General features: G+C 68.8%; 11 protein-coding genes. 7 read left to right on the plus strand and 4 right to left on the minus strand.

All coding sequences use genetic code 11. The features are described from left to right. Positions 1 to 9: 9 nt before the first annotated feature. A complete protein-coding gene (locus IPK71_10585; GenBank protein ID MBK8214181.1) occupies positions 10 to 690 on the minus strand; it encodes a hypothetical protein in 681 nt (226 codons plus the stop codon). 1,729 nt (positions 691 to 2,419) lie between these two features. Here IPK71_10585 and IPK71_10590 point away from each other — a divergent pair. From IPK71_10590 to IPK71_10600, 3 genes are all read left to right on the plus strand, one after another. Then, complete coding sequence (locus IPK71_10590; GenBank protein ID MBK8214182.1) at positions 2,420 to 3,088, plus strand: hypothetical protein; 669 nt, start codon at positions 2,420 to 2,422, stop codon at positions 3,086 to 3,088. Further along, positions 3,082 to 4,392, plus strand: a complete 1,311-nt coding sequence (locus tag IPK71_10595) for a hypothetical protein (protein MBK8214183.1) — start codon at positions 3,082 to 3,084, stop codon at positions 4,390 to 4,392. Before IPK71_10590 ends, IPK71_10595 begins: the two co-directional genes overlap by 7 nt. 300 nt (positions 4,393 to 4,692) lie before the next feature. Then, positions 4,693 to 5,226 (plus strand): hypothetical protein, encoded by a 534-nt coding sequence (locus IPK71_10600; protein ID MBK8214184.1) that lies wholly within the window; start codon positions 4,693 to 4,695, stop codon positions 5,224 to 5,226. Between the two features lie 59 nt (positions 5,227 to 5,285). On the opposite strand, the gene IPK71_10605 is transcribed toward IPK71_10600, so the two are convergent. Beyond that, positions 5,286 to 5,669 (minus strand): hypothetical protein, encoded by a 384-nt coding sequence (locus IPK71_10605; GenBank protein ID MBK8214185.1) that lies wholly within the window; start codon positions 5,667 to 5,669, stop codon positions 5,286 to 5,288. A 34-nt stretch (positions 5,670 to 5,703) separates the two neighbouring features. After that, a complete protein-coding gene (locus tag IPK71_10610) occupies positions 5,704 to 7,521 on the minus strand; it encodes a sigma 54-interacting transcriptional regulator (protein ID MBK8214186.1) in 1,818 nt (605 codons plus the stop codon). A 218-nt stretch (positions 7,522 to 7,739) separates the two neighbouring features. Between IPK71_10610 and IPK71_10615 the strand changes: the two genes are divergently transcribed. Both IPK71_10615 and IPK71_10620 read left to right on the plus strand, forming a co-directional pair. Continuing rightward, entirely contained in the window at positions 7,740 to 8,177 is a 438-nt protein-coding gene (locus tag IPK71_10615) for a hypothetical protein (protein MBK8214187.1), read from the plus strand. A gap of 237 nt (positions 8,178 to 8,414) precedes the next feature. Beyond that, positions 8,415 to 10,340: a protein kinase gene (locus tag IPK71_10620; protein ID MBK8214188.1), complete on the plus strand. Its 1,926-nt coding sequence runs from the start codon at positions 8,415 to 8,417 to the stop codon at positions 10,338 to 10,340. 9 nt (positions 10,341 to 10,349) lie between these two features. Here the strand turns inward: IPK71_10620 and IPK71_10625 are convergent, their stop codons facing one another. Beyond that, a complete protein-coding gene (locus tag IPK71_10625; protein ID MBK8214189.1) occupies positions 10,350 to 11,330 on the minus strand; it encodes an alpha/beta hydrolase in 981 nt (326 codons plus the stop codon). Here IPK71_10625 and IPK71_10630 point away from each other — a divergent pair. After that, positions 11,329 to 12,045, plus strand: coding sequence for a histidine phosphatase family protein (locus IPK71_10630; protein MBK8214190.1), 717 nt, complete (start codon positions 11,329 to 11,331; stop codon positions 12,043 to 12,045). The genes IPK71_10625 and IPK71_10630 overlap by 2 nt on opposite strands. Before the next feature lie 74 nt (positions 12,046 to 12,119). Further along, positions 12,120 to 13,382, plus strand: coding sequence for an MATE family efflux transporter (locus tag IPK71_10635; protein MBK8214191.1), 1,263 nt, complete (start codon positions 12,120 to 12,122; stop codon positions 13,380 to 13,382). Positions 13,383 to 13,391: the final 9 nt, after the last annotated feature.

Consider the following 13,391-nt stretch of genomic DNA (forward strand, 5'->3'; position numbering starts at 1 on the left):
GCTCGAAACCTACCCCTGCGGCTCGACCTTCTTCGTCTTCCCCTTCCCCCTCTTCTTCACCGGCGCCTGCACGACACTCCGCCCCGAGAACAGCGCCTCGTACGCGCCGGGGTCGTCGAGCAGAGCGGCTTTCGCGCGGAGCTTGAAGCGGCCGTACGCCTTGGAGGCCCCGGGGGCGAGCGCGTCGCGCGCGGCGCGTGCTTTGGTGTAGCGCGTCTCGGGGGTGGTCACCGCGTCGAGCAGCTTCTGCACCGCCGCCGCGTTCTTCTGCACTTTGGCCGCGAGCGCCTTTACGGCCGCGGGTGGGTTCTTCTTCGCGAGCGCCGCGAGGAGCGTCTGCACCTCGTCGACCTCGGTCTTGTAGGCGAGCTCTTTCAGGGCGGAAGGCGTGTACTTGGAGAAGCCCGCGAATGGGCTCGTGCGTTTGCCGAGCTTGGCTCCGACCATGCCGTCGGCGAGGTCGTCGATGCTGACGTCGAGCGTGGCGTCGGCTTCTCCCACTTTGACGAGCGCCTCGTCGCGAACCGCGAGCGCTTCTGCGTACTTCGCTGCCGCGGCAATGAAGGGGCCGACCACCGTGCGGAACTCTTTGACGTCCGCCGCCGGCAGCTTCGGCGCCTCGCGATCGCCGAGCCGATCGACGGTGATGGTAAGGCGGGCGAGCAGGTCCGATTCGTTCTTTCGAGCCATGGTCGGAGCGTTTCAGACACCCTACGGAGTGGCAAGCGCTTTTTCGCTGCCCCTAGGCTCTTGAACGTGAGCGAAGACAACCTGGCGTAACTCCGTGTGAAAACGAGGCCCGCTTCGGACCTCGGAACGGCATCCGCGGGTCCACGGGAAGCGTTCGGAGCGGGGGAACGGGGGCCCGCGTGCCGGGGGAGGCGTTCGGAGCGGGGGAACGGGGGCCCGCGAGCGCGGGGAGGCGTTCGGAGCGGGGGAACGGGGGCCCGCGAGCGCGGGGAGGCGTTCGGAGCGGGGGAACGGGGGCCCGCGAGCGCGGGGAGGCGTTCGGAGCGGGGGAACGGGGGCCCGCGAGCGCGGGAGGCGTTCGGAGCGGGGAACGGGGGCCCGCGAGCGCGGGGAGGCGTTCGGAGCGGGGGAACGGGGGCCCGCGAGCGCGGGGAGGCGTTCGGAGCGGGGGAACGGGGGCCCGCGAGCGCGGGTAGGCGTTCGCGGCCTCGATGTGCACCCACGGCACGTTGCGCGGGTCGTTCGTGGGGGCGAGCTTCGTCCGGACGCGCGAGGAGGCCTGGAAAAGATGCTCGCAGAGCGCGGCATCGGGGGGGGGGGGGGGGGGGGGGGGGGGGGGGGGGGGGGGCGGGGGGGGGGGCGGGGGGGGGGGGGGGGGGGGGGGGGGGGGGGGGGGGGGGGGGCCGGGGGGGGGGGGGGGGGGGGGGGGGGGGGGGGGCCCCGGGGGGGAGGTCGGCGTTCGGGCCGCGCAAAGAGCCCTAGCCGACCAGCGTCCCGTGCGGTTCGAGACACCGCTCGGCGACCGTCTCCACATCGACTTGGGTGAGCATCCCTAGGTTGCTCCGCGCGGCGTGGGCGCGTGCGCACCCCGTGCGCGGGAAAGAATGAGCACCGATCCGCCCGCGGGTAAAATGTTCGAGCGCGCGACGTAAAGCGTTGACGCCGCGGGAGTGTTCGTGTCGTCTTGGGGAACGTTGCGCGTGTTGTGAGGGCGGTGGATTTCCGGGAGGGGGCGATGTCGCGGACTTCGGGCGGGCAAGGGAGGCCAGGGGCAACGTGCCGTCTTCCGGCGCGTGTTCAGCGGTCATTCGGACACGAGACCCTAGTGCAGCGGGACGTCAAGCAGGTCGTGCGCGCCTCGGGAATCGCCAAGCGGGCGATCTGTCACACCGAGAACAATACTTACGAGGAACTCAGGTGCGCTCTCCATCAACTGGGGTGGCGCTGGCTCGAGACCTCCGCGTTCGAGCTTGTAACCAGCGATATCTCCAAGAGCTGGGAAAGAATCGGACTGATCGGCCGCCAAGTGCCATTGCCAGGCGAGCTCACCGCCCTGACTTTCGCTGTGCAATGCAAAGGTCCGATGAAGCCTTCATCCCTGAAGAGTCATCCCAACGCATTGGCGAACGTCAAAGCCCGTCCTTCCCCGTTCTGAGCCTGCTCGATGTCGCGGCCTCGTTTCTCGATAAGGAAGAGCAAAGGGCGCCTCCTCGGGCGGGACGAGAGCGACTGGTCCTCGTATGCCAGCTTCTATGCGCCGGCATTTCCCGATGTGATGGAGGTAATATCGCTCGGCGACCGCTATGTTGCGAGCCTCGGTGCGCACGCTACGCATGGGCATCTAGTCATGGACCGGGAGGGAAAGTACCCGCTCACTGTCTCCCAAGCGCACCTTGCGTGCGCAACGCTCGCATTCGCGACAGACAGTCCCGTTGTGCTGCAGTACAGTATGACCAAACGAAAGCTTCCAGATGAGCGGGCGTTCACTTCGTCGTTTCGACGTGGAGCCATTCCCTCGGCGGAAGAGTATGCTGAGGCCCTTTCACAGGTTGCTGTGCTTGCGCACGGCCTCGGGTTTGACGCGCACAACGAGCGCTCCTTGCGCAGCTTCACCCGGCGCAAACTTGATCTCCACTACTGGTGGCACTATCCGTGGCCCGAGAACCCTTCCGTCGCTCGCGGGATTTCAGCCTATTCGGTCGGTCTGCTATCGGTACTGGCGCCGTCGCGAATTTTGAACTTTTGGCGGGCGATCGAAGCGATTGTTGGGCCGAGTCTCAAGGCTCGCAACGACTTCTTCGCTACGTTAGAGACGACGCGTGCCACGCCTGTATGGGCATACGGCGTCAGGGCGGGAGTTGAGACCGAACGCGAGGTTTGCTCAAATATCGCCGCCTCGCTTCGGCGATTTGCGCTTGCCCATTGGCGGCGTCTTGTCGTAGCGCATACGTCTGTCGAACTCGCTGTCAAACATCTTTACGACACGCGACGAGGTAAGGCCGCGCACGCCGATCGCGTGTCGCTGGAGTTCGATTTCTCCGCCGATGTCGCGCAACAATTCGCCGATGCGGCTCTCCTTCGGTACGCTGCCCGAGTTGCCATCGAAGCGGATTGGTGATCTGTCGGTCGCCTAACAGATCGACGAAGCTGAAAAAGGCGTCCGTTGCTAGGTTGGAAGAGAGGGTTGGGACTATGAGTCTGACGCGGTTTGGGGCCTTCGGTATCTTCACGGTCCTCGTATTCGGGTGCGATGCCGGCAGGGCCGCGTACGACGAGGCTACCTTACTTGAGCAGCAGGGCAAGCTCGCCGACGCAATGCTGAAGTACGACTTCGTCTGCACCAAGGCTCCAGATTCGAAGATGTGCGGCCCCTCGCGCGACCGCGCCGGTGTAGTGCGCGTGCAACTTGCCGACATTCAGATGAAAGACTTCCAGTTCACCGAGGCGAAGAAGCTGCTTGATCAGGTGTTGGAAGGGGGAGCGTCGGAAGCCACGAAGAAAACTGCGCGCGATCGCCTTGCGACCAAGGACATGTCGTATGGGCTCCGGTGGGAGAAGGTAGCCTCTGTCGCGGAGAAGCGAAGCGCCCTCAAAGAGATGGAGTTGATCGCGGCGTCCGGCAGCATCGCTGCGTCGAAGGCGAAGGAGTGGGTCGATAGGGAGGGGCCTGCGATCTTCGAGGCTGAGAACGCGCGACTGTATCCTCTTCTCCTTCGCGCCGAGTCGCTCATCGGCGAGTGCCGCCGGCTTTGGGCGGAAGGGCGAAAGCTCGACGACTGTCGTCTGGAGGCGCTCGCGAAAACGCCAAACAACCCGCTCGCGGCCCTCGCTAGTTGCGGAGGAAACTTTTCGGGAGACGAAGCGCGCAAGGCTCGTGAGAAACTGGATGAGTCGTGGAAGAAGCTGTCGGTCGAAGTCGGAGACCCGGCGAGAATGGCCAACCTCGATACGCGCCTGAAGAAGGCGTGCGACGACGGCGACTATGAACGCGCGACCCTCCCAGCACCGAACGGCGCTGTTGCCGTGGCGGCAACGCCTGCGGCCTCTGACGCGGGGTCTGGCACGCCCAAGGGGCTGGTTAGTGCATGGATCGATTTTCTCGAGAGCCCACATGAGTGGCGGGTACAAGCCGCCGCCAACGGGCGGAAACCGCTCTTTGACCTAGTGTGTACCACCGTTTCGACCACGTTCACCTGCAAAGATAAGTGTGGGGAGAACTCCGGTCAGCTCCTGATTTCTCCAGAGAGCGACAACGGGATGGGTGCGCGCACTGACAATGCAACTCACGTTGTTCTTTCGTTTAGGCGGCTCTGCGGCAAGGACACCCGGCGAGACGTTCGATACAGGCTGGTAGAGCGTTCGGACGAATCCTTTCGTGTCGAAGGCCCGTACGACTGGCAAGTGTGGAAGGTTACCAAGTGAGCGCAGGTCTCGGTGTGTTGTTCCTTGGAGAGATGCGTGCCGTCCTGTTTCGAGTTCGTTCGCTGAGCGCCCGGGAAGGCCCCCGGGTTGGTGACCGCGTCCGCCTTGAATCTGTCTATGGACTGCCATTGTTTTCGTCGTACCATGGCGCCGAAGTAGACGTGATGTCGGCTGCGCTTTTCGCGGCGGAATGCGAAGAGCTGAGCGAGGTCCGCAAGCGCTTGAAACGACCGCAAGTGGCTAAATGGACAGCCTGTTTGGGGCGCCCGATCTCGAGCGTTTCAGAGTCTTCGCAAGGAGATGTCGGAGATGGTTGACGAGGTTCTGTCCGTTTTTGCTGAAACGATCGCGCACCTTATCGAAGCGCGCGACCGGCTGAAAGGGCGCGCCTTTCGGAGCTACGACGAGTTGATCTCGCTTGCCGTCAGAAAGGTGGACGAGGTAGCTCCGGTCAACGTGTCTGAGGCCGCGGCGAAGCGGGCGGGGGAACTCGGGTTGAAGGACTTAAGACGATACTGCTGGTTCTGCCAACCGCAGAAGCGAGGGATGAATGATCTTGGCCGGGAGACGTTTCATTGGGAGCATTTCGCGACTGTCAGTGAGATGACCCGCGAGATATACTCGCTGGGCGAGAAACCGTCGACCGCCAGTATCGCGACCGTTCTTTCGCAGGCGAGGATCGTGTGGATCCTCAAGAGCGAAAACGCCAGGCTTGGCGAAGCGAAAGCCGGGAGCCGGCGTGCAAACCCTGCGGAAGCTTATGAGCGTGTCGGTATTGCACTGAAACACGACTGGGCTGAATGTGTGCGCATCCCTTGCAAGTGGCACGGATGACATCATGTCGCGTCCCACGCCCGCGATCTCCTGTCCTACGCCCCCCGGGCTGGGCACCCTCACTCCCCAACCACCTCCCGAAACGGCACACACTCCGCCCGCGTCACCGGCCCCGTACAAAGCGACCCCTCCACCTCACACCCCGCTGCCCCCGCGCCCCCCACCTCCACCGAAGCCGCCCGCTCCTCCAGCACGAACCCCGTCACGCTCTTCCCAGCACAGGTCATCACCCACCGGTACCCGGTGTGAACCCGCCACTTCCCCAGCACCGCGACCGTCACGCGCCCACCCACGACGCTCGTGGTGTGGGTCCCATCGGGCCCATGGATCATCCCAAACACGAACCGCTCGGCCAGCTTGCTGCGCGCGGCGACCGCGATGACCACGAGCACCACGAACCCCACGACGGCCTTCTGAACCCACCTCGGCACTCGCTCGTTCATCGCGCCGTCCCTCCCCACGCGCCCACGCGCCCCATCACCGCTTGATCCCAAGCTCCTTCATCTTGTGGGTCAGCGTGCGCACCGGCAGGTTCAACGCCTTCGCCGCCGCGGTCTGATTCCCCCCGTGCGCCCGTAGGGCCTCCACGATCAACGCCGTCTCGAGCGCGCGGGTCTCGTTCTTCACATGCTCACGGAAGTCCTTCGGTCCCGCATCCCCCGGCGCCGCAGGCATCCCGGGCCTCCCTGGCATCGCAGGCCCCGCGGGCCCCGCAGGCATCCCGGGATTCGCAGGCGCCATCGTCGGGCTCGGCCCGGGCGCAGCGTCGTACCTTGGTCCCCCCGCGCCTGCGGCCGCCGCGGCTTTGCGCACGCGCTCGGGCAAGTCAGCGAGGGTAATCACGTCTCCCTCGGCCACCACGACCGCGCGCGCGACCGCGTTCCTTAGCTCGCGCACGTTGCCGGGCCACGCGTACGAGTGCATCGCCGCGAGGGCCTCGGCGTCGAAGCCCGTGGTCGCGCGGCCGTTCTGGCGGTTCGCCTCGTCCAAGAACACACGCGCGAGCGGCTCGATCTCGGCCGTGCGCGCGCGCAGCGGCGGGATGGCCACCGCCGCTCCCTCGAGACGAAACAGCAAGTCTTGGCGGAACTCGCCGCGCTCCACCATCGCGTCGAGGTTCCGGTGCGTCGCCGCCACCACACGCACGTCCACCGCGATCGAGCGCTCGCTGCCCACACGCGCCACCGTGCGCGTCTCGAGCACACGCAAGAGCGCGGCCTGCGCCGCCGTCGTGAGCTCGCCCACCTCGTCCAAAAAGAGCGTGCCCCCTTGGGCCACCTCGAACACGCCGCGTGTCGTCTTCTCGGCGCCCGTGAACGCCCCGCGCTCGTGCCCGAAGAGGGCCGACTCGAGGAGCGCCGGCGCCACGGCCGCGCAGCTCACCGCGTGAAACGGCCCATTTCGGCGCGCGCTGCGGTCGTGCACGCGCCGCGCGAGCACCTCTTTGCCCACGCCCGTCTCCCCGAGGAGGAGCACGGGCAGCTCGCTCGCCGCGATGCGATCCACCTCGGCCCGCGCCTTCTGCATCGCGGGGCTGTCGGCGAGCTGGGCCACCGCGCGGCGTGGCGTGCGACCTTCGCGGGCGACGTCGAGCAGCTCGTCGAGCGTCGTCCCGTCCTCTGGGTAGGTGGCCCACGTCACGCGCGCCGAAGGCACCACGCGCCCGAGCCGCTCGGCGAGCCCACCCGCGCCCTCGGCCCCGAGCTCCGGCGCCAAGATCTGCGCGCGCCGCTCGGCATAGTGGCCCACTCGATCCACCGGCCGGAGCTCCGCGACGAGCTTCGCGAGCGCCTCGTTCGCTTGCACCCTCGCGTCCCGCGGGAGCGTCACCATGAGCAGCGCGAGCGGCCTCCCGAAGCTCTTCGCGCGCACGATCTCCTGCTCCACGCCGAGCACGAACCGGTCGTACCCCTCGAGCCCCGCAGGCGCCTCGCCCCCGCGGCCCGACTGCACGAGCACCGTCACGTCCCCGAGGCGCACCGTGTCGCCGATGGCGATGCGCGCCCGCGCCACGCGCTTGCCGCCGACGAACGTGCCGTTGGTGGAGCCGAGATCGAACACCTCCACGTCCCCGCCTTCGGACACGTGGATGCGCGCGTGCTGCCGCGAGAGGCTCCCGTCGACGACGACGAGATCCGAAGGGTGCGCCCGCCCCACGACGACGCTCGCCCCGCGCCTCACCGGGAGAGACTTCGCCCCCTCGGGCCCCACGGCCACGACCGTGAGCTCCGCGAGCGTGATCTCGGGCGCCGCGCCGCGCATCGTGGTGAGGTCGCCTTGTCGTGTTCCGCTCATCGTGTCCTTCGTCGGGCTCGCGGGGAGCATGATGCGCCGTTGCCGGGCTTGGCAACCCGTTGCCGGCAACCGGCCGCGGGCACTCTAGCAAATATCGGAAAAGACGCAGAATCTTGGCTGGTACGTGGGTTGCTGTAGTCCCCCTCGAGCCGCGGGCCCCAGGGTGGGGCCGCGAAGCTCCCTCGACCCGAGCGGCGAGGCGAACGAAGGAGCATCCCATGTACACAGGCGCGATCATCGGTGGCGGCATCACGGCGGCGGGCGGCATCTTGGCGGCGGCGAGCCTCGTCGCGAAGGCACGCGCGAACGCGAAGGAGCTCATCGACAAGCTCGTGCCCTACCAAGGCTGGATCGGCGGCTGCATGTTCTTCTGGGGCATCTGGGAGACGTTCGAGACCGTGCGCGCCGTCGGCAACCTCGGCGAGGTCGGCGTCGTCAACTTCGCCTTCATGGCCCTCACAGCGGTCGCCGACTTGCTCGTTGGCTTCCTCCTCGCCTTCGGCCTCATCACCACGTACGCCCTCCGCGGCAACCCCACCGCCATCGAGAAGGGCCAGGCCATCCGCGGCAAGCTCGCCACCGCGCAGATCCCCCTCGGCATCCTCGCCATCATCATGGGCGTGCTCTACGCCGTCGTCGTCGGCGTCCTGGGCTGACCCTCGGCACTTCGCGAGTCACTCGAAGCGCGTGGGCGGCCCTCCTCCCGCCCCGCGCGCCGCCACTCGCTCGAGCGAGCCGACGAACCTCGGTCGTTTTGGGCCGGGACCCAAACCAGGAGGTGGGGACCCAGCGGGCTCTGCGCGGACCTGTCGCGGCGGAGGACGGCGTCCTGCGATGACACGCTACGAAACGAACGGTTTCGACATTCACCCTCGCTGAACTAGGGTACCCCCGTGACCTCCGCGCCCCCATCCTCGGCGACCGGCATCGGCGCCGGAGTCGTGGTCGACCGGTACGAGATCCTCGCGCCGCTCGGCCGCGGGGCGTTCGGTCACGTGTACCGCGCGCGGCACATGCACACGCGGCAAGAGGTGGCGCTCAAGGTGCTCCGCTCGCGCCCCGCCCAAGACCCGCGCAGCTTCGAGCGGCTCGTGCGCGAGGCGCGCGTCATGGCGAGCATCCGCCACCCCAACATCGTCGCCGTGTACGACTGCGGCGTCGCCGAGGGGCGCGCCTTCGTCACCATGGAGCTCGTGTCCGGCCGCACCCTCGAGGACATCATCTTCGAAGACGGCCCGCTCACCCTCGACAAGGCCATCCCGCTCGCGCTCCAGCTCCTCGACGGCCTCGGCGCCGCCCACGAGCGCGGCGTCATCCACCGCGACATCAAGCCGGCGAACATGCTCGTCACGGCCGACGGCACGCTCAAAATCCTCGATTTCGGCATCTCTCGCGCCGACGCCGACGGCCCCCTCGGCCCCGAGTCCCAAGTGGGCATGTTCGTGGGCACGCCGGGCTTCATGGCCCCCGAGCAGTACGCCCTCGGCCGCATCGACGCGCGCGTCGACCTCTACGCCGCCGCCGTCACGATCTTCTGCGCGCTCGCGGCGCGCACCCCGTTCGACCTCGAGGTCCCCCTGTCGGACCTCGCCGCCAAGGTCATTCACGAGCGCCCCCCGCGCCTCGACGTGTTCGTCCCCGGCCTCCCGCAGACCTTCGTCGAGGCGATCGATCGCGGCCTCGCGCGCGACGCGGACGCACGTTTCCCCGACGCGCAGGCCTTCCGCCGCGCCCTCCTGGGAGACTCCGTCGCCTTCTCGCCCACCGTCGCCTCGCGCCCGGGTGCGCCCGGCTCTGCGCCCACGCCCGATCCGTCGAACCCCGCCTTCCACCCCACCGCCATGCGCCCGTCGGCTACACCCGGCGGCTTCGGGCAAGGCACGCCGGTCCCGCTCGGCTCGGGGCCTCCTCCGGCCTTCTCTCCGACCGCGCACCATCATGCGGCCTCGGCGCCTCCTCCCGGCGATCCGAACGCGCCCACGCTGCGCGAGGCCAAACCCGCGTCGTCGCCCGCGTGGATCTTGGCGGGCGTCGTCGTCGGGGCGCTCGTGCTCGTCACGGGCGCGGTCGGCGGGGCCGTCGTGATGGAGGCCCGCGCGAAGCGTGAAGCCCTGGAAAAACAAGCCTCGGCGGCCGCATCGACCCCGCGCCCCCAGGGCAGCGCGGTGCGCGAGCTCGCGAACGAGGGCATCTACATCAACCCGCCCACCATCGAGAAGACCGGCACCTTCACCACCACGCAGATCTGCAGCGGGCCCAACGATCTCAAGTTCACCAAGGCCACGTTCACCGTCCAAGACGGCCCCGCCATCCTCGTTCAAGGCGGGTGCGAGGTCACCGTGATCGACTCGCAGATCCGCGCGCCCGTCGGCATCCGCATCACGTCCACGGGCTCGGCCCACGTGAGCGGCGGCGCCATCGTGGCGCAGGTCGCGGGCATCGATCACGACGGCGACGAGCTCACCCTCGCCGACACACGCGTCGAGGCCCCCACCGCGGTGAGCCTCAAGGGCGGCGTGACGGCCAAGATCCGAAAGAGCCAGCTCCTCGGGCGGTCGTTCGGTCTCGTGGGCGCGGCCGCCGTCCGCACCGAGCTCACCGACGTGACCATCTCCGGCATCACCGCGGTGTCGATCGAGAGCGGCCACCTCGTGGCCAACGGCGGCAAGTTCGAGGGCACCACGTACTCCGTCGACGCCAGCGGCATCTCCGAGGTCGACCTCACCCGCGTCGAGCTGAAGGGCCCCACGCGCACGCGCGACCTCGCCAAGATCAACCAGGGCGTCGCCGCCCCGCCCAAACCCGGAAAACTTCGGTAGCTCCGAGGCTCAGAGGCGCTTCGACCAGGTCACGAACGCGTCCCACGCCTCGGGCTCGACGAGCGTCGGCGTGTGGCCCACGTCGGGCACCGACACGACCGTGAGCTCCGGCGCGCGCTCTTTCATCTTCGTCGCGATGGGCTCGTCGACGAGGTCCGAGATGCCGCCCCGCACGAGCACCGTGGGCACGCGCGCCACCATGCGCGAGAAGGCGTCCCACGTGCTCCCCTCGGCGGCGCCGTCGCGGTTCTGCGTGGCGAACGCGCGGGCGATCGCCGGATCGTAGGCGAGCACGGGCCGGCCCTCGGGGCCCTCGTCGAAGATGCGCCGCGCGAAGGTGTCCCAGTCGGCGTCGGTGTAGCGCGGGTAGGCCACACCGCTCGTGCGCTTCGCGTACGCGCGCGCGTCGTCCCACGTGAGCACGGGGCTGCCTTTGCCCACGTAGCTGGCGATGCGCCCGAGGCCCACCGGAGACAGCTCGGGCCCGACGTCGTTCACGAGCGCCCCCAGGACGAGCTCGGGGCTCATCGTGGCCACGACGAACGTGACGATGCCGCCCATGCTCGTGCCCACGAACCCGGCCGCGCGCTCCCCGGCGGCCTCGAGCAAGGCGCGCACGTCGTCGGCGTAGGTGAACGGGTGGTACCTCTCGGGGCTCGCATCCCACGCCGACCGGCCACGCCCACGGGTGTCGGGCACGAGCACGCGGTGCCCGAGCGCGGCCGCCTTGGGGGCGAAATCCTCGAAATCACGGGAGTTTCGAGTGAGACCATGGAGCGCCACGAGGGGAGCGCGCCGGTCCTCGCCCGAGGGGGCGTAGTCCCGGGCGTAGAGGTCGAGGCCGTCGCGGGAGCGAAAGAAGAGGTCGCGGAACACGGGCGCACCGTAGCCGAATCGCGCACGCCGTGGCGGCCTGGTCGCGCTCTCTCCGGAGAACGGGCCCGTTCCTTGCCCGGCGCGCGGTTCGTATGGCAAAACCCGTGGGTTCATGCCGACCCGAGGGACAACGACGCGCCTCTTTCTCGTGCGCCACGGCGAGACCGACGACAACCACGCCGGCGTCTTCCAGGGCCAAGCGGGCAAAGGTCTCAACGCGCGCGGCGTGTCGCAGGCGCAGAAGCTCGCGCTCCGCATCGGTGACCTCGAGCCCCACGTCGACATCCACGCGCTCTACACGTCCGATCTCGAGCGCGCGGTCGCCACGGCCGATCTGCTCTCGCAGGTGCTCGGGCTCGCCGTCATCGTCGACGAGGGCCTGCGCGAGGTGTTCGTGGGCGAGTGGCAAGGCAAGACGATGAAGGACGTCGAGGCGCTCTACCCCGAAGAGGTCGCGGCGTGGCGCGCCGGGCTCGACGTCGCGCGCGGCGGAGGGGAGACGTACGCCGAGCTCGCCGCCCGTGTCGGAGAGGCCCTCGCGCGGATCGCCCACGCCCACGCGGGAAAAAACGTGGTCGTCGTGTCGCACGGGGCGGCCATCAAGGCCTACGTGGCGAGCCTCTTCGGCAACGTGATGAACGGCATGCGCGCGCTCGGCACGCTCTCGAACACGGGGGTCACCCTGCTCGAGCGGGATCGCGATCACGTCACGCGCCTCGTCGTCTGGAACGACGTTTCCCACCTTCGGGATCCCGTGCTCACGGCCGCCAAGGTCGCCGTCGAGCCGCCGCCACCGCCGGCACGCTCGTCGAAGAAAGCCCTCTCGTGACCTCGGGCACGCGCTCCGAGCTCTCGCTCCTCCTCAAGCTCGCGTGGCCCATCGCGGTGGCCCAGTTCGGCCTCATGACGCTCGGCCTGGTCGACGTCGCGTTCCTCGGCCGCGTGTCGGTCGCCGACCTCGGGGGCGCGTCGATCGGGCGCTCGGTGAGCTTCGCCGCGAGCTCGGTCGGCTTCGGCATCGCGTCGGCCCTCGAGCCGCTCGCGTCGCAGGCCGTAGGCGCCCACGAGAACGGCCGCGCCTGGGGGGCGCTCCTCCGCACGCTCCGCGCCCTCGCGTGGGTGTGGCTGCCCACCGTGCTCGTCGCCGTGGGCATCACGTACCTCCTGCCCGCGCTCGGCGTCGCCGCGAATCTCGTGCACCCTGCACGCACGTACCTCGTGGCGCAGGCGCCGAGCCTGTTCTTGTTCCCGGCGTTTTTGGCCATCAAATCGTTCCTCCAGGCCCACCACGAGACGCGTCCGGCCCTCGTGGCGGCGGTCGTGGCGAACGTGGTGAACGTGGTCGTGTGCGCGGTGCTCGTCCTCGGGGACGCCGCGCTCCTCCGCGTGGGGCTCCCGGCCGTGGGCCTTCGTCCGCTCGGCGCGCTCGGCGCAGGCATCGCGAACGCCGTGGCGAACCTCGTGCTCGTGGTGGTGGTGGCCCTGGCGGCCTACAAGCGCCGCGAGGCAGACGTCGAGGGCGCGCCCACGCTGCGCCGCATCTTCTCGCTCGGCCTGCCCATGGGCCTCCAGCTCGCCGCCGAGATCGGGGTCTTCGCCGCGGTGGGTGTGCTCGCGGGCCTCCTCGGCGAGCACGCCGTGTCGGCGCATCAGATCGTGATCGGGCTCTCGAGCTTCACGTTCATGGGCGCGCAAGGCATCTCGTCGGCCACGTCGGTGCGGGTGGGGTACGCCGTGGGCGAGGGGAGGAGCGCGCGCCGCCCGGGCCTGCTCGGCCTCGCCGTGGGTGCAGTCTACATGTGCATGACGAGCCTGGTCTTTTTCCTGGCTCCGGGCTTCCTCGTCGGCCTCTTCACGAAGGACGCCGAGGTGCTCGCCGTGGCGCTCGGCCTCATGAAGGTGGCGATGCTCTTCCAGGTGTTCGACGGCGTGCAGAGCGTGGCGGCGGGCGCCCTCCGCGGCGCAGGAGACGTGAGGTTCCCCTTCTGGGCGAACGTCGGCGCGCACTGGGTCGTGGGGGCCCCGCTCGCGCTCGTGCTCTGTTTTCGCTTCGGCATGGGCGCGGCGGGCCTGTGGTGGGGGCTCTTCGCGGGGCTCGTCGTGATCTCGGTGCTGCTCGCGCGGAGGTTCGTCGTGGTGTCACGCGGCCTCATCGCGCGCGTGTGAGGGGCCAGG

Source organism: Myxococcales bacterium, from assembly GCA_016712525.1.
Taxonomy (GTDB): Bacteria; Myxococcota_A; Polyangia; order Polyangiales; family Polyangiaceae; genus JAAFHV01.

What these genes read in the sequence shown, in the direction of transcription:
- IPK71_10585 (MBK8214181.1), bottom strand. Translation starts at nt 690, where the DNA reads ATGGCTCGAAAGAACGAATCGGACCTGCTCGCCCGCCTTACCATCACC.
- IPK71_10590 (MBK8214182.1), top strand. Translation starts at nt 2,420, where the DNA reads ATGACCAAACGAAAGCTTCCAGATGAGCGGGCGTTCACTTCGTCGTTT.
- IPK71_10600 (MBK8214184.1), top strand. Translation starts at nt 4,693, where the DNA reads ATGTCGGAGATGGTTGACGAGGTTCTGTCCGTTTTTGCTGAAACGATC.
- IPK71_10605 (MBK8214185.1), bottom strand. Translation starts at nt 5,669, where the DNA reads ATGAACGAGCGAGTGCCGAGGTGGGTTCAGAAGGCCGTCGTGGGGTTC.
- IPK71_10610 (MBK8214186.1), bottom strand. Translation starts at nt 7,521, where the DNA reads ATGAGCGGAACACGACAAGGCGACCTCACCACGATGCGCGGCGCGGCG.
- IPK71_10615 (MBK8214187.1), top strand. Translation starts at nt 7,740, where the DNA reads ATGTACACAGGCGCGATCATCGGTGGCGGCATCACGGCGGCGGGCGGC.
- IPK71_10630 (MBK8214190.1), top strand. Translation starts at nt 11,329, where the DNA reads ATGCCGACCCGAGGGACAACGACGCGCCTCTTTCTCGTGCGCCACGGC.
- IPK71_10625 (MBK8214189.1), bottom strand. Translation starts at nt 11,330, where the DNA reads ATGAACCCACGGGTTTTGCCATACGAACCGCGCGCCGGGCAAGGAACG.
- IPK71_10635 (MBK8214191.1), top strand. Translation starts at nt 12,120, where the DNA reads ATGACGCTCGGCCTGGTCGACGTCGCGTTCCTCGGCCGCGTGTCGGTC.